A 17,512-nucleotide genomic window follows, 5' to 3' on the forward strand; every position below is an offset into this window, starting at 1 on the left:
TAACCTGCCAGTTATAAATGTATTGAAGAGCAAGATACCGATTAGATATACGCCTAATCGGTAATCGGACTATGTTCTTGTCCCTCGACATTCGCCCTAAAAAACTAATAAATTGCAACATTCTTTGAATCACTTCTCTCTCTCTCTCTCTCTCTCTCTCATGACGTAAGTCTACGTTAGTTGAAGAAAAGCAACCAATCACATTGATCGGCTGCTTTCTTGATTGTATTGAGCAAACGTTTCTCGTTAGCGTAACTATTAAAATCCTTGTTTCAGAATATTTTAATCCGGCCATGGGACATTTTCTATTTATTTTCAGCGGGTGTCGCACTTCATATTACAATCCGCCATTACATTATTCCAAGTTTTAAGTAAATGAGCTTGAACAAGTTCTGTTCCCTCTTCACTTACATTTAAGTAAGCTAACCTGCCTGTTAGCTAAAGAAACAGATTACATTATCCCACTCGACAGCTGGAACGGAGATTTTGCCTCATTGGAAATATGGCTGAGTAAATTTAAAACTTGATCAAGACTTACGAAAAAGATACGTATCCTTTTAGGCTAATACAAACTCAATAACTTCCCGATTGAATTTTTCTTTTTCCTCATAGAAAGGGGCATGTCCGCTGTTTTCAAAACGAACAAGTTTTGACGTCGATACGATTTCGTGAGCTTGTTCGGCGGCGGGGAATGGACACACTTGATCGTGAACTCCATGCAGCATCAGTGTCGGGACACGGATGGCTTCAAGATCGGAGCGAAGATCCTCGTAGCCGATCGCTTTTACCGTTTCGATCGTAGCATGAACATTCGCCTTCATCCCCATGTGCCATAACCAGTTTTCTATCCCTTGGGAAGGCACCGTGTGGAAAAAACCTTTAAACATACTCGTTAGCGTTTGCGGCCGATCGGCTTGAAGTCCGGCGATCAATCCGTGTACCGCTTCTTCAGGCAGCTTACTCAACGTCGCTGCTCCGAAAAGCATCAGTTTGGAAACTTTATGTCCCAGATGTCTGCCCATATACCGCGTTACAACGCCGCCGCCCATAGAAAAACCGGCCAGTGTAACGTCGTTGAGATTAAGCTGGTCGATCACTGCCTTAATATCGTCTGCCATTCGATCATAAGTGTACCCGTTCAGCGGGTGGTCGGAACGGCCGTATCCTCGTAGATCGATTCCGATAAAACGGATACCATGTTGAGGCAGTACCGATTGCTGATACTCGTAGATCCTATGATTGACAGGCATACCGTGCACAAATACAACAGGTCTGCCTTCGCCTACATCTTCCACATAAAGAGTAACATTTTCCTCGACCTCAATATAATGACCATTAGCTGTATGCAACATTATAATTTCCCCCTTGTAGTTAAGCGTTCCATTCTATATCGTCACGGTAGATTTCATAAGCGCGGTCGTACTCCATGATTCGGGCTACCTCCGTAATGAAATCTTCGTCATAACCCGCTTTTCTGAACAAATGAAATCCCAGTTCCGACTAATGCGGCAGGCCGGCGCAAGCTCAGCCAAACGATCGGGAGCTTTGCGGCTCGTTGCGGCGATGCCGTCAAGCAATCCCATTTTTCCGTAAACCCAAGAAACTGTACACACACTTGTCAGTAAACATTGTTCTGGAAGAGAGCGTATATAGCGATACAAGCGACCGTTATGCATTTCATGGCGTGTTCCGAATCCCCCGGGAATAAGAAAAGCATCTAAATCCGGTTCTTCGACAAATGAAATATTCGGGATTACTGTCAACCCGTCCTGTATTTGTACAGGACTAGGCGAGTCTGCTACCAAAAACACGTCCAATTACGGATCAAGTCTTCTCGCTACCGAAAACACGCCGTAAGGTGCGGCATAGTCGATGACTTCCGCATCTTTAAACACATAAATTCCTAATCGAAATCCGCTTTTCCTCATCACGATGGTTCCTCCTTGAAGATGTTGTTGGCTTGAGAACATCTTCATGTTATCATCGGTTTATCCATTTTAAAAACAAAAATATATGATAGAATCCATTTGTTTTTTCGATACCTAGGAGGAAAAATCATGTTGGAGACCTTGGAAGGACGATCATTGCTTACTTTTTTGGCAGTATTGGAAGAAGGAAATTTCAGCCGTGCCGCTGAAAAGCTGGGATATGTACAATCGACGGTTACTTCACAGATCCAGTTATTGGAGCAAAGCTGTAATAAAAAACTTTTTCACCGACTTCCCCGTGGCGTAAAACCGACTGAAGCGGGCGAACAGTTTGCACGTTATGCCCGAAAATTTGTACAGTTGGGTCATTCGCTCGAAGAAGCATTGGAAAATTTGGATCATCCCCGAGGCACATTGCGTTTGGGATCATTGGAATCTTTTTTGGTGACACGAATGTCCAATTTTATGCATTCTTTTTTCACGGAATATACAGAAATCCATCTGCTGCTAGAAACGGGATTTCAAGCCGACATTGTTGAACAGGTTCAGTCTCATGTACTCGATTTCGGAATCGTACCGATGGACCCCAAAAAAGAAGATTTGATTTTTGAACCGCTGGTCGAAGAGGAAATGATCGTTGTCGCCTCCAAGAATCTGGCTCATTTGATCGAAAACGAAGGATGGGAAAATACTTCGGGGATTCAGATGATCGGTTTCGGTTCCCGCTGCGTATATCATACGGAAGGACTCAAACTGTTAAGCGAAATGGGGCTACCCCCTGGAATCCGTTCGACCGGATTTGCAAGTACCGAACTTGTACGACAGGTCGTGACTTGCGGACTTGGCGTTGCTCTTGTGCCGAAAATCTCTGTGACGCAAGAACTTGCGGAATGCAGCGTCATCTCGCTCCCCCTGCCTCGACAAGTCACCTTCGTTCACGGCATCGTCCGGCACAAAAAACGTGTATTGAACACGCCTTCCAAAGTGTTTTATAGGGCATTGATTGAATATTTTTCCAATCGAACTTCGATAGAACCGATCTGATATAAAAATGTCCCATACCGAACAGGAAAATCGTTCCCAGATATGTATTATGGTATTTAATGAAGCGTAAAAGCCTGTGATTAATGTTTAGATATACACCTAATCGGCAATCGGACTATGTTCTTGTCAATTCCGGTAATCGGTACAAGTTCTTGTCTTTTGCTCGGGACAAGAACTTGTACCGATAAAATAAAAAAAGCCACTAAAATAGCGACTTCAATAGGAGTATGTTCTTGTCCCTCGACAACATTATCCCATAGTGTTTGAGAATTCTTTTTTTCATTCGATTGCTTGTTATCTATTTCTAATTTATTTCTGTGTTTTGTCTCTCGCCATTTCTGCGTCAGCCGAACCTTCATATTTTAAGTTTGGGTTTGTGAATGAACTTTCAGAACGTTTCTAATACTACATATAAATACTTCGATAAAGGTGGGTTTTTGTTGCGGATCTTTATTGTCTCCATTGTACTCTTGTTACTTAGTGTAGGGTTTGTAATATGTATGGATTTGTTGGTTGGTTTACCTTTATCCGTATCTCTCGAGAATATCATATCTCCATTTACCTTTATGACCCCTCAGGAGTTGGTTACTGTCGTCATTTTTATGCTATATGTCATCGTCAAACCGATTAATGTCCATTTGAAAAAGCAAAAACAAGCAACAAACAAAACATATAAGTAAATGGAGTTAACGTCTGGCCATACCTCGAAAAATGCTGACCATAAGTAACGCGACTGGAATGCCTGCTCCAGCCACGACATAAACCGTCTGTAAGACAATATTGCCTTCTTCAATATGTTCTGCAAAGTTGCTTGACAGAATCAAGCCTATCAAGAAAATTAACAGACCTATAGGCAAAACGGTGCTCTGACGATCCCCTATTCTAAAAATATCAGCAATGGCTATGACGGCCGCGTAAAAGAAAATAGAGATTTTAAAAAAAACGCCGATGATCAGAGTTAAAACAACGAAGACATCTAGTCGTTGAATAAATGTCCCAATGTTAATTAAACTAATCATGTAAAGCGTAGGAAACGTAGATCTTTCAACAATATCTACCCCAAGTGTTGTAATTTTGAGCACACTTGAATAACTGAGCACTAAACCACTGACAATTACGGCAGCGAATCCTGCCTTTTTTGCATGGATTGGCTTGTCCAACATGGGAAGTATCATGGTAAAGCAGATTATCTCACTGTATGGGAATTCAATCGTTTGTTTCATTGTTGTTTCAACGATGGGTCTCCATCCATCTGCCATCGTGGGCAATATCCGATCAATTTCTAGACTCCCTGATAAGATCAGTAATACACTACTGATAAAGCCGATAAAGCAAAGCACAGTTAGGAAAATTTGGCCTGTCCTTGCCAATACTTCTATCCCTTTATTTAAGACATATGCAGCGGTCAACATCATTAATGATGTGATAACCACCGATGGGGTCTGATCTAAAACTGAATTTTCTAGAAGATCTGCCCCGTCACGAAGATCCCGTGCTGCACCATAGATGAAGAAAAGAATGTACAAGATACCTACGCATCGTCCCCCGCTACTACCTAGAATATCCTGAGTGTAACCGATGAGTGTACGCTTGGGAAACAAGCGATATAATTTCATGTAAATCCCTATAAGGAACAAACCGACTGATGCCCCAAGAAGAGTGGCGAGCCAGGCATCCTTACCAGCCTCAATTCCTAAGGAGACCACGAGTGCTGTTCCCATGTCAAAAAGAATAATAAGGGTAAACAATTGCATTGGACTAATGCGTTCGTTTTTCATGCTGCACCTCCTACTTCCTCACATATATCTTTATATATTTCTTGATCATAGCTCCTGCAAGCAAAAGAACAGGAATACCTACACCGAACAACAAAAATACGGTCAGCAGCAGTAGGTCTCCCTCTTCGATTTGCTCTGCAAAATTCCCCGAAAGCATGAAGGAAGCGAATAAAATAATAAGCCCGATGGGATAAACGAGATTTCGATATTCTTTGATTCGAAAAACATCTGTAGCTGCCATAACACTCGCATAAAAAAAGATCGCAACTTTGAAAAAGTCACCGACAATTAATGTTAATACACCCACCACGTCAAGTCGCTGAATAAACTCGCCTAGATTAATCAGACTGATTGTATATAACATGGGGAAGGTAGCTCGTCCGGATATCCCTGTTCCCAACACAGCTATATTAATTGCACTGGAGTAACTGAGAATCACACCGCTTATTAGCACAGCGACAAATCCCAATTGGATTCCTCTCTTCTTTGAGTGCACATATGGCAGTAACATCGTAAAACATATTAGCTCCTCATATGGAAACTCGATGGTTTGCTTCAATGTGATGTCTATTACTGGCTTCCATCCATTTCCCAGGACGGGTAAAAGGCGATCGAACTCTACAATACCAGAAAGAAAGATGAGTACATTACTCACCAAAGCTGTTATGGCCAAAATAGCAAAAAATATTTGGGCAGTCCTGGCTAATACCTCAATTCCCCTAATTAGTACATACCCGACGGCAAGGATCATAACAGAGCTGACGATCGTTCCAGGAGTTAGATCCAGTGAGGTACTAATGAGCAAATCAGCACCTTCTCGTAGATCTCGTGCAGCACCATGAATAAAAAAGAGTATGTATAACACACCTAAGAACCAACCTATTCGGTTACCAACGATGGCTCTTGCATATCCGGTGAGCGAAAGATCCGGATACAGACGATAGAGTGCAACATATACGTGAAAGATCAGCAGACCGCCCAACATTCCAAGCAAAATAGCCAGCCAGGCATCGTTCGCTGCTTGGGTCGCCAATACGCGTATAATGGCTGTTCCCATATCAAATAAAATGATGAGAATCATGAATTGACCTGCACTGATTTTTGCTTTTTCCATGCCTTATCCTCCGCTACTTTGTATGCTGAACCTATTTTTTCAAATCACTTATGTTGGTTTTGGTGATCTTGCCCGTGCGGCGTATTTTCGATTCCACTTTCACTTGAAATTCGCATGTGGCAAACAGCCTTCCCCATTCTTTCTCCAGTGTCTTCCACTTTGCAGGATTTGCTCTTTCAGCGGCATTGCCAAAACCCAGTACATCCGTTTTGTGTCGCTGTACTTTCCGAACAGCGTTTGTAACCTCTTTCTTCAATGCATCATTCCACTCTGATTCAAGTTGACGGAGTACCTTCGACTGAGATGGATCAATTTCAGCACAGGTTAGTTCACCGAGTGACCCAATATTGCGGATGGAAATCGTAATTACAGGATGATCGTTTTGAAATCTAGCTTTGATTTTCGTCTTTGTACGAATTACCTCAATTGCAATTGCCCCTTTCTTATCCTTACAATCCAGACTGACAATCGTATTCTTTATCTTACCGTTAACCCAGGATACACCTCTAGCTTCGTCGTCATAAAGCCATTCAATTAATCGTCCTTCTCGAAAAATAGCCATTCCTTCTGCAATCAACTTCGCAGGGACATCACTTCGCTCCAAAATTGATTTTTGAGAAGCAAGGCTGGTATTTCCTACAAGATGAATACCACTTATCACGGGACCTCCTCCTTTTACAAGTAGACCTCGAATAACATCATCCACTCCAGCTTCGTAAGTTTCGCCTAGAAAATCAGCTGTTGTTTGCAATTCCCCTAGCATGGAATTAGCTGGGATATTTTCAAGTGGCGTTAATGTTTTCAGAACTATTTCTGCGCGGCTTCCTTTGGCTATGAACACCCTTGTCTTCAATCGTGGTTCCGCGTCTCGCTCCATAAAGTCAAACACTTCTCCCATTCCCTCGCGAGCGAGCTCCTCCCCTATAATAAAATCCCGAACGTGCTCCACCGTTAATCTACGAGGAACTTTTTTTGATGCTTTACGAATGGCTTCAAGGAGCGTTGTTCCATTTGCTGAATATAAAACCACTGGCACTCCACTGCCACCAGCTTGTTGTCCTGCAATTTCTCGCGCGTTCACTACCTGAAGTGAGAACGTATACTCGTTTGTATCGGGGGTCTTGTCGATCCCCATGGCAAGTGGAATAGCCAGTTCATTCAACTCTCGGTAATTCCAGCACCCGGTCAATACCAGAGAGCCCATCAAAAGGCATACTAACATTAACAGTAAAGTTCTTCTGATTAGCATGTACGTTCTCCTTTCGCCAGTATGGTCTGAGATTCACCTTAGAACGGATCACTTTATTCTGGTGGGTTCTGACTATTTTTTAAATCAGGTCTAGTCTTAGGTGATTTGAACAGAGCACGCCATATGGTGTCCTTTTGCTTTCCTGCACCAAATGGAGCGAAGGGTGACAAATACGGAATGCCAAGTGAACGTAGACTGGTCATGTGTGCAATAAGTACTATCATCGCAAGGATAATGCCGTAGAATCCCAATGTCGATGCAACAAACATCATGGGAAACCGAATTATTCGAGCTGTTGTCGTAAGTGCAAAGGCTGGCATGGTAAAACTGGCAATTCCCGTTAACGAAACGATAATCACCATCATTGCTGTTACAATACCTGCTTGAACTGCTGCTTGTCCTAATACTACAGCTCCGACGATTGAAACTGCTTGCCCAACCGCTCGAGGCATACGTGTACCTGCCTCTCGCATAATTTCAAAGGCAAGCTCCATTAACAGTGCTTCAAGTACGACTGGAAACGGAACACCCTCTCGTTGAGAAAGTAGGTTGATCGCAAGTGCTGTTGGGATCATCTCATGATGAAAGGCGGTAAGAGCTATGTATACAGATGGCAGCAGAATAACAATGAAAAAACTGACATACCGAATCATCCTCATAAAAATAGGGAAATCAAAACGCTGATAATAATCTTCTGCGGCCTTAAAGAATTGCGAAAACGTCGTAGGCAAAATTAGGGTGTTTGGAGTTCCGTCTACTAATACTGCAATGCGTCCTTCCATTAGATTGCCTGTAATAATATCTGGCCGTTCCGAATTATATACCGTTGGGAAGGGAGTAAATGTCTCATCCTCAACCAATTCCTCGATGTATCCCGTTTCCAGAATCATATCAATACGAATATCTTTTAATCTGCGTCTTAATTCGTCCACCAATGCATCGTCAGCAACGCCCTTTAAATACATCATCTTCACTTCGGTATGGGAAACATTACCAATTTTTAACGATTCCATCCAAAGGTTAGGACTCTTCAATCTTCGACGAATCAAGGATACATTTGTTCCAATTGACTCGGTGAAACTATCCTTTGGACCCCGAATGTTCACCTCGGTTTCGGGTGGGGAAACACTGCGTTGTTCCCCCCCCCGTACGCCCCCCAATAGGCACTGGTTGCAATCGTCGAGCAAAATTAAGACGTCTCCTGACAATAAGCCGTACATGATATCATTCCAGTCATTTGTGACGCTGACGCTACCAACAGCCAGTGCTCTATTATGAAGCAAGTCATGTAACTCTTGTGATCCCTCAGACGAATGGTAAATCTCCTGTAGCTCAAGCCTCATCGTATAAGATATAAATTCGTTGATCTTCTCCTCGTTAGATAACCCTTCTACATATACTGCAGCAACCTGTCGCGATACCCCATTTCGATCTGTTATTTGAAAAGCACGGGTAATTACATCCGGACTTTGACCAAGTTTTCTGTTGATTCGCTGTAACGTATGATTCAAGTTACTTTGAATTTTTCCATTCTCGTCATTGAACCCCATCTCGCATGCGATTTCTGTGGTCATCTTTTTTTTGAAAAAACGGAGGTGTCTTTTGGTGGTCATGGATGAATCTCCCTCTGAATCGAATTAATTTGTATTATAAGTAGTGTAAGAAAAAATTATTCAGACTCGGGGTGCCTTGATCCTTATCCCTTCTATTGCTTCACTCCAAGCCAATACAAAAAAACTGCAATCTTTTCAGATTACAGTTTGAAAATCACACATTCACATAGTAGACATATTGGATTCTATATTTGACTCAGTCTGACCAAAGTACTAAACCCTTGTAATAATGGCTAACTGTCTTCTTTTATTCGATAGATTTCTGAATTATTACGGTTTGATTGCGCCCCCCTTGTTTTGCTTGATACAATGCATCATCGGCTGTTTGAAAAAGCTCTGTAGCTGACAGCGAATGAAGCGGAAACTCAGCGATACCAGCCGATAATGTAACGGATTGATTTATAACCATGATATTCTGTTCAACCGATATACGGATGTTTTCGGCAACCTCGAAAGCCATCTTCGAATTCCGATTCCGAAGCAGTACAACAAACTCTTCTCCTCCAAATCGGGAAGATACATCTTCCGATCCCAAAGCTGACTGAATTACTATAGCAGTTTGTTTTAGAACCTCGTCTCCAGCTGAATGTCCAAAGGTATCATTGATTAGCTTAAAGTGGTCGATATCGAAGACAATGATGGAAAAAGGAATCTCCGCCTCTATCCACCGCTGAATAGCTTCTTCGAAGGTTCTGCGATTGTTTAATCCGGTTAACACATCAGTTCTCGCATCAATCTCTAGCCGCTCTGTTTTCTCCTTGATGTTTTCCATTGCTTCGATGATTTTATGTGTAAGCAAGTCCGCTTCTCTGTTCCAGTGTGCTTTCACTGCGGGCAACTTCGTTTCACTTGTGGTCACTTGATATACGAGATTAGCTAGACTTACAAAAGGATGCGCTAGTTTGCTTGCAACTCTTAATACAATTAAAATTAGTATTACAAACGGCCCCAAAGTATAGAGTAGTAGCAAGTTAATTTGATTATTTAATTGATCAAATATTGTTTTGGTGGGGGTAACAACAACAATTCCCCAATGGGTTGAAGGAACTTTGACATAGCCAGCAAGCGAATCTGCACCGGCCAAATTGGAATACCGCTCTTTGCCCTTCAAACTATTAAGTAACTTCTGTACTACAATATTTTGGCTAATATTCTTACCAATTTGATTGATATCTGGATGGAAAAGCACGGTACCTTTGCGATCCACAATAAAGAAATAAGATCCATTGCCTGTCTTCATCTGGCTCCCAAAGGATAGATTCAATATATTATTCTCTTGTAAAAGTATACTTCCACTTAATGCACCCTTATATTTTCTCTTGGCATTAAAGATGGGTTCGCTGACAAAGACGATTTGCTGTTTCGTATACGGGTTGATGTAAGCTTCCGAAATGTATGAGGCCTTTGATGAGACGGCCGCTTTAGCAGCTTCTGAACGAACAGGTTTGCCTACTCTTACGTGAGAATAAGGAGACATAGAACGTTGTAACCCTGTCTCATCTGTTAAGGTAACACTATTAAAATAATTGCTACTATTCCGTATCATCTCAAGTGTATTTTGCAGCTTCGACTTGTCTGAGTACTCTTCATTCTGAAAATACGCAGTGCCGTACTTCAAGCTTTTTTGCATTGATTGAAAAAGCGAGTCAAGTTTTTGACTCATTTGTTTAGCACTTTCATAGTTTAACTGAAGCTGGTTGGTAATAAGGTATTGTTTCTGTGAGGTATAAGAGGTGAATACCATAATGGCCAGTGACAACAGTATTGAAACTATCACGAGTCCACTAAGCAATGTGGTAAGACTGATTTGTCTGAGATGTTTTTCTTTTCTAGGTAATATAGTTTTGTTCTGTGCAATCATTCTTACTTCCCCCGAATTTACATTTAAAGAATATGTTCCATATCATCTTATAATATAATATCAAGTGGAGAATTGAGGAAGAGGTTGTTTTAATGTATTGTCACAACTCGATTATGGAATTGAACAGGAGAAGAGCCTTGATATCAAATCAACGTGACAATGTAGGTAATAACCTAATTTGTCCTAGGGACAGAAGAAATTTACTCGTACTAAAAAGATCAGTAAACAATTTTCTCCTCTTGTTCTGAAACTAAATTCCTCCAGAGTTCATATTCATACGAATTCAGTTTAATTCTAGCAGAAATCCTTAATTCGATGACATCCCCGTGATTGTTGTAGTAAAAACAGATGCTTCGCGAATATATTTTACTCCGTAGTGTTTCCATGACAATCTAAGTTCCTTAAACTAAACTGCAATGAAACAATGTTCTTGTCCTCAACTGCTAGTTCCAGTAGCAATACTTCGATCTTTTAATACCTGACCACTTATATTTTACGTTTTTCGTGGCAGTTGTCCTGAAACAAGATGAATATCTTCATGTATCACGGTGCTTAATGAGTTTTTAAGTCCATATGTTCATTGTTTAGATATCCACCTAATCGGTAATCGGACTATGTTCTTGTCAATTCCGGCAATCGGTACAAGTTCTTGTCCTTAGCTTGGGACAAGAACTTGTACCGATAAAATAAAAAAGCCGCTAAATTAGCGACTTCAATGGGAATATGTTCTTGTCCTCCGACATCAGTGGTTATCGCCTGAATCCTCTTATTTAATTCAAGAATCGAAACGTTGGTTCGACTGCCCAGGATAAACTGGGTGACACGAGGATCATACATTGGATTAATCGGGTACACCGATTGCACGATCAGCCGGATATCTGGCTGTGAGGCCATGATAGCCTGACAAATTTGCTTTATTCTGCCAGAAATCTCATTCACGTCGGAGCTGAATGCAAGATCATTCACTCCTATGAGTAAAACTACAATTGATGGCTCCAGTTCATAGACCGTTTCCCGCAACTTTTGCAGCAATTCGCTTGTTGTATCTCCCCCTACTCCCCGGTTGTACACAGGCATTTCTCCACTATACATTTCGTGAATCGGGAATCCCTCGGTGATTGAATCTCCAATAAACGAAATTCCTTTCTTCGTCGCATGCGGATTCAGTCTTCGAAACGAATCAAGTCGGTTCTTCTTAGCTGCACTTACGAATTGATTACCGAATTCGGTTATAAACAATTGAATCATCTCCGGTGATAATTTGTCCATCGATATCATCCTTTTCTTATAGGGTCAGTCCGCCGTCAAAGTAATGACGGGATCCTGTCATGCAACGAGAGTTAATAATCTTTCCGCTTTTCAATTCCGAAACTTGTTGAGTATGTTGGAGAAACTTAACCTAAATCAATTTCTAATCTAAATAACTGGAACCACAAAACAATATGGCTTACACCCGTCCGCAGACACTGTCACTGTAATGGCGCCAGCCTTAGCTTTGGAACGGATAACTGCGAGTACCTTACCGTCAAATGTAGTTCTTTCAGTGTCAAAAAAATTCTCCAGGCTCGTTGGATCGGCGCTTCCGAAACCCTGCAATATTCCCTCACCCTCTACAGCTATTGATACCTTCCGATCAACTGCAGTCTGTAGAGTTCCCATACCATCTCGTAAGGATATATTAATATATGCAAGGTCACTACCTGTAGCCTGAAGAGATTCACGATCAACCTTCACAGCTAACTCCAATTCTTCTCCGGCTGATTGAAGTTTCATTCGTCCTGTTTCTTGACCATTCACGTAAGCAACTGCGGTTAACTCTCCGGGCTGATAAATTGTATCAAAAAGGGCTTTGAACCGATTGTCATCTCCAACAGGTGCTCTGCCAATAGATTGATTATTTATAAGCAGTTCTACTTCCTCTGCATCAGAATATACTTCAATTTTTACAGGTTTATTTTCATAACCGGGCCATGTCCAGCTAGAGATAGAATCACTCCAAGACCAACTAGTTTTACTGATTTTGTCATGATAATGTTCTGGTCTTTGTACAGTAATATATGGTTCTTTTCTTAATTCCCATACAATTTCTCTATAATAGGATTGTGGTCTACGGTTGCCTGTTATATCAATATCTCCGCAATAAGCAATGTACCATGGGTATGGTCCATAGATTCCTTTGCTGTCATCCAATGTATAATCGAGCTTTCCTATTCCTGCTTCGCCAAGGTAATCCCAACCTGTCCAAGTGAAATCGCCAATAAGGTGAGTATTTCTCTTTACCATTTTCCAGTTGGTGTCAATATCTTGAGGAAAGGTTTCAGTGCCGCAGATAATTCTGTTCGGATACAAAGAAGCATCCAGCTCATATCGACCACTCATATAGTTATATCCTGCAATATCAACACCAGCAAACGTTTCCTCAGTTAATTTTCCAACTTTTTCATGAGTAACAATTTGATTCATCATCCCCATGAGACTTGACATCAAATTATTGATTTCTTTCGTTTCTTCCTCGGCTACTGTTGATGAAATTGTGTTATCATTTAACTCTGCCATGATTTCACCTAATTGATCCGTAATGCAGATCATTCCATTCACAGCGTTTATGATAAATCTAGTTCCGTCCAAAGAGCGTGTCTTTTCTGCAATTTTGCGGTTCCAGTTTGCTCCTTCTTTGGTCCCGGCCTCCTGTATCTCATTGCCAATGCTGTAAATGATCACGGAAGGGTGATTGTAATCTTTATCAACCATGGCTTGTATATCTTTTTCCCACCACTCATGAAAATTCAAATGATAATCATGATCAACCTTTGAATTACTCCATGCATCGAATGCTTCATCCATAACAAACATTCCGATACGGTCACATGCATCTAGCATTGCTTTGGATATAGGTTGATGGCTACTTCTCACCGCATTAAATCCTGCTTCTTTCATTAGTTCAATACGTCTTTCTTCTGCTCTTTCAAATGTCGCTGCTCCTAGTACGCCATTGTCATGGTGAATACAAGCCCCTCGTAACTTCACTACTTCTCCGTTAATTCTTAAACCATGTTTTCGATCTAACTGTAATTTCCGAATACCAAATTGATTTTCCTCTTCATCAAGGACTTCATTATTTACCACGATTTTCGAGGAACACGAATATAAATAGGGAGTATCTACAGACCACAACTTCGGCGAGTGTACATCGAGTCTCTGTCTAACAGTAACTGCTTCACCCGCATATGCAGTTAAAGGCAATTTATCCGATGCTACTATGTTACCGCTACCATCTTTGACTTCAGTTAAAACATAAACGTTCTTTGTGACATTTCCATCGTTTTCTACAGATGTACAAACCTCAACAATTGAAAGGTCTTCTCTAATATTTGGTGTGGAAATTTTCACTCCGTCCACCTGAATATGTAACAAATCACCAATAATGATTTTTACATCACGATAGATTCCACTTCCGGTGTACCATCTCGAATTGGGCTCAGCACTTGTATTTGCGATCACCTTAATTTCATTCTCAGCACCAATTTTCAAAAAACGATTTGCATTTATATAGAAATTACTATAACCATAGGGGCGTTTACCGGCAAATTCACCGTTAATATAAACCATTGCATTCATGTATACGCCTTCAAATTCAAATGTAACTACTTTATCACTGTATTCCTCGGGTGCATAAAAATTTCTCTTATACTCATAAGTCCCTCCGGGGAAAAAGCCTGTGTGTGTTTGATTTTTAGTATCAGGTCTTCGTTGTTCCATGATCATAGCATCATGAGGTAATGTGACTTCTATAGGCTTCGAAGTAGCCTCACCGAGATTAGTCATACTTTCTATTGTGCTTAGTCTTCTACTATACAACCATTTCTCGTTAAATTTCTTTCTTAACATTTGTCTGCTCCCCCCAAAATAAACCCAATTATAATAATACTCATTATTTATATGGCGTGTTCAACGAGTGATATCATCGTAACAAAAAAAAATAAAAGGAGCATTGTTCCTTTCAGATTAGATCGCTAAGTTTGTGTGTCCATTTACGACTATTTAATTAATAACCAACCATTTTTTCTGTATTGTTCCGGGGTCATACGATATGTTTTTTGAAAAAGCTTATAGAAATAACTCCGGTTCATGTAACCAATAGCTTCCACAATTTCAGCAATAGTCATATTCGTATTTAAAAGCAATTCTTCTGCCTTAGAGATCCGGATTTTTTGTAGGAATCCTGAGAACGTAAGACCCGTATGTTTTTTAATAAGCCTCGTGAAATAATCCTCCTGAAAGTGAAACTGATAGGACAACTTTTTTAATGAGACATCTTTATAATTCTTCCTCATGAACTCCTCTACTTCAATGAAGAGCAGATCATTCATTTTATTTAGCTGTGTTGTCGTAAGATCTGTTTCATACTCCCTTGTCAAAAAATCAAATATTCGAATCATTAATCCTTTAACAATATAATTGCTCCCTTTTTTATTCATCGATTTTTCTGCACAAACCTGTTCGATTAAAGGGTAAATAAAATCATCTCCTTTAGGCGTGAATTTCAGAAATTGCTTTATACCTTTTTGTTCCAACAACGCTTTTCTTATAAATTGATGAAGATTGCTGTTTCCCAATTCCGCTAAGAATATTTCATCAAAAAAATTCTCATGCATGCATATGAATATTACGAAGTTATCCTGATTTTTTACATAATCAGCATGTTCACTGTTTCTATCGATAACAACTATGGAGCCTCTAGAAAAAGAGTGTTTTTTGCCTCCAATCATTTGGCTAAACTCTCCTTCTACAACATATGCCATTTCTATATAATCGTGGCGATGTACCTTGGTCATACCCAGATCAAATTGATCTATAATGTAAGTTAACTTAGGTGAATCAAGATTAAAAGATACTATTACTTTGGATTCCGGGAGATTTCTCCAAAAAATTAGAAAAAAGGAATCTATAATATGGTGTATACCCTCTTTATTATCAAAATTTAAGATAATATATTTAGAAAGTATTTGAGTTAGCATATTTTCATCCAATGTTGGTACTTTGCCAGTATTACTGAGTTCTTTATACTGATCAAGCAATTTCATACTTCTTACTCCCTTTAAAATGGAAATATTATGACTTATATAACACATACTTAATAAAAGTTTCATATGTTATTGATTATTTACAAATTGTTCAATTAAAATTTGTTGTGTCTATGTCCTTGATCCGCTTATTTTTCAATAGTTGATCACATAATCGTTGCTGTGCTTATACTACCATCAGAAGAAAAGTTTATATACACTTCTATGACTGAACAAGATATGCTCAAGGCTGATTACACATAATTTTAACTTTCCCCAGGGCCAATGAACTGAAAGAAGCGTCACTAACATCTTTCACCTCAACGATTTTTCCACTCAAAGGAGACATACTTACTTCTTTCTCAATTTTTACAGTCTCCCCCAGCCAGCAATCCGTTCGCATAGGCTTCGGTACCAGCTACAATTGCACCGCCTATCCCTGCCATGAAACATGAATAATAGAAAAAAACCTGAATCCACCACTGAAACTAACTCATTGGGAGATTCAGGTTTAGCTATGCTCGCGCATAGTAACAAGCCCATGAGCTCCATAAAAAACGAAGTTATCTTCATCCTTCTTTCCAGAATCCCCAGTTGTTCTGCAAATTTTCCTCGAAGACCACGCTCCGAGACGATATAACCATTTTGCCATAATAAATGTCATGCCCCTTTCAACTTGCTGCAATTAGGAAGTGTGTCATCGCCCCCCTATGTTTGTATTGTATTGAAAAATAGACGAAAAAAATCGTACATAAGGGCATTCCCTAAATGTACGATCGGGCAAGGTCGGGTACGTACGTTCATTAAATCAAGATGCATGCGAGACAATTTTTAAGTAACAAGCTTCTCAAGGTTCTGTGCTCTACGGATTTCAATCCGATCCTACTCTGGAACGGATGCTACGAAGTAATAATAACCATTCAAATGTCTGTAAATAAAAGATCAGCTCTCTGTTTAATGAATGGTTGAATGTCATGTGACGCTCGTTGTTGGAATTCCATCTTATCACTTATTTCATCATAATATATATTACCCTTTAACAGCGCCAGCGGTCATACCGTCTATGAAATATTTCTGAAAAGCAATGAATAGTATGAAAATTGGGATGATGGAGAAGAAGGAGCCCACGATCAATAGGTCATAGTTATTGCCATATGGAGTTAACAACGTTTTCAAACCGATTGGAAGTGTATATTTACTCTGATCTCCGAGCACCATGAATGGCCACAACAGATTATTCCAGCTATTCATCCCATTCAAAATAGCCATTGCCGCAAAGGATGGCTTCATAATCGGCATAATTAGTCTGAAATAAATCGCATACTCGTTTGCGCCATCAACCCGCCCAGATTGAATAATCTCTTTGGGTATGCTTCTTAGATATTGCCTGAAGAAAAATATTGTCGCGGCATTAGCTATACCCGGTAGAATGATTGCCGAATAGCTATTCACCATTCCCAAATCATTAATTAGGCTGTACAAAGGAACCAGCAATATTTCGAAAGGCACCATCATAATGAGCAAAACACATATAAAGAGGAAGTTCTTACCTTTAAAATCATATGCAGCAAAACCATATCCAACAAATGCGCTTACAAAAAGTGTTAAAACCACTTGAACAATTGTTAGAATCATACTATTCCAAAACCACACAAAATAATCATGTTCTCCAGTAAACAGAAAGATAAAATTATCAAAACTCATGATTTCAAAATCCAAACTTAGGTTAAGACCATATCTAACTAATGATTCACCTGGTTTAAAGGAAGATAGGGCCACTGCATAGAATGGGATCATAATTATAACGAATAGTATAATGAATAAACAAATAATTACTATTCTAGAGATGAAATCACTCCCTG

General features: G+C 40.1%; 12 protein-coding genes. 2 read left to right on the forward strand and 10 right to left on the reverse strand.

The window, feature by feature from the left end; genetic code table 11:
- Window positions 1-557: 557 nt before the first annotated feature.
- Window positions 558-1,352, reverse strand: a complete 795-nt coding sequence (locus tag J2T16_RS02625) for an alpha/beta fold hydrolase (protein ID WP_154985667.1) — start codon at window positions 1,350-1,352, stop codon at window positions 558-560.
- 705 nt (window positions 1,353-2,057) lie between these two features.
- Here J2T16_RS02625 and J2T16_RS02630 point away from each other — a divergent pair.
- Window positions 2,058-2,972 carry a LysR family transcriptional regulator gene (locus J2T16_RS02630; protein WP_154985666.1) on the forward strand — a complete coding sequence of 305 codons (915 nt, stop codon included), beginning with the start codon at window positions 2,058-2,060 and terminating at the stop codon, window positions 2,970-2,972.
- 380 nt (window positions 2,973-3,352) lie between these two features.
- The gene (locus tag J2T16_RS02635) at window positions 3,353-3,652 is read left to right on the forward strand and encodes a YczF family membrane protein (RefSeq protein ID WP_499017710.1); all 300 of its coding nucleotides are present in this window, start codon (window positions 3,353-3,355) and stop codon (window positions 3,650-3,652) included.
- 6 nt (window positions 3,653-3,658) lie between these two features.
- Here the strand turns inward: J2T16_RS02635 and J2T16_RS02640 are convergent, their stop codons facing one another.
- The 9 genes from J2T16_RS02640 to J2T16_RS02680 all read right to left on the reverse strand — a co-directional run bounded on the left by J2T16_RS02640 (window position 3,659) and on the right by J2T16_RS02680 (window position 17,498).
- Entirely contained in the window at window positions 3,659-4,750 is a 1,092-nt protein-coding gene (locus J2T16_RS02640; protein ID WP_499017711.1) for a GerAB/ArcD/ProY family transporter, read from the reverse strand.
- A 10-nt stretch (window positions 4,751-4,760) separates the two neighbouring features.
- Window positions 4,761-5,864, reverse strand: a complete 1,104-nt coding sequence (locus J2T16_RS02645; protein WP_499017712.1) for a GerAB/ArcD/ProY family transporter — start codon at window positions 5,862-5,864, stop codon at window positions 4,761-4,763.
- 31 nt (window positions 5,865-5,895) lie between these two features.
- Window positions 5,896-7,113: a Ger(x)C family spore germination protein gene (locus J2T16_RS02650; RefSeq protein ID WP_499017713.1), complete on the reverse strand. Its 1,218-nt coding sequence runs from the start codon at window positions 7,111-7,113 to the stop codon at window positions 5,896-5,898.
- A gap of 53 nt (window positions 7,114-7,166) precedes the next feature.
- Entirely contained in the window at window positions 7,167-8,726 is a 1,560-nt protein-coding gene (locus J2T16_RS02655) for a spore germination protein (protein WP_499017714.1), read from the reverse strand.
- A gap of 247 nt (window positions 8,727-8,973) precedes the next feature.
- Window positions 8,974-10,587 (reverse strand): sensor domain-containing diguanylate cyclase, encoded by a 1,614-nt coding sequence (locus J2T16_RS02660; protein ID WP_499017715.1) that lies wholly within the window; start codon window positions 10,585-10,587, stop codon window positions 8,974-8,976.
- A 612-nt stretch (window positions 10,588-11,199) separates the two neighbouring features.
- Window positions 11,200-11,856: a GDSL-type esterase/lipase family protein gene (locus J2T16_RS02665; RefSeq protein ID WP_499017716.1), complete on the reverse strand. Its 657-nt coding sequence runs from the start codon at window positions 11,854-11,856 to the stop codon at window positions 11,200-11,202.
- Between the two features lie 147 nt (window positions 11,857-12,003).
- A complete protein-coding gene (locus J2T16_RS02670) occupies window positions 12,004-14,475 on the reverse strand; it encodes a glycoside hydrolase family 2 TIM barrel-domain containing protein (RefSeq protein WP_499017717.1) in 2,472 nt (823 codons plus the stop codon).
- A gap of 149 nt (window positions 14,476-14,624) precedes the next feature.
- Complete coding sequence (locus J2T16_RS02675; protein ID WP_499017718.1) at window positions 14,625-15,671, reverse strand: AraC family transcriptional regulator; 1,047 nt, start codon at window positions 15,669-15,671, stop codon at window positions 14,625-14,627.
- Between the two features lie 1,008 nt (window positions 15,672-16,679).
- Window positions 16,680-17,498, reverse strand: a complete 819-nt coding sequence (locus J2T16_RS02680; protein WP_423246145.1) for a carbohydrate ABC transporter permease — start codon at window positions 17,496-17,498, stop codon at window positions 16,680-16,682.
- Window positions 17,499-17,512 lie beyond the last annotated feature (14 nt).

Origin of the sequence: Paenibacillus intestini, assembly GCF_030803945.1 — a bacterium.
In the GTDB taxonomy this organism is placed as follows: Bacteria; Bacillota; Bacilli; order Paenibacillales; family Paenibacillaceae; genus Paenibacillus; species Paenibacillus polysaccharolyticus.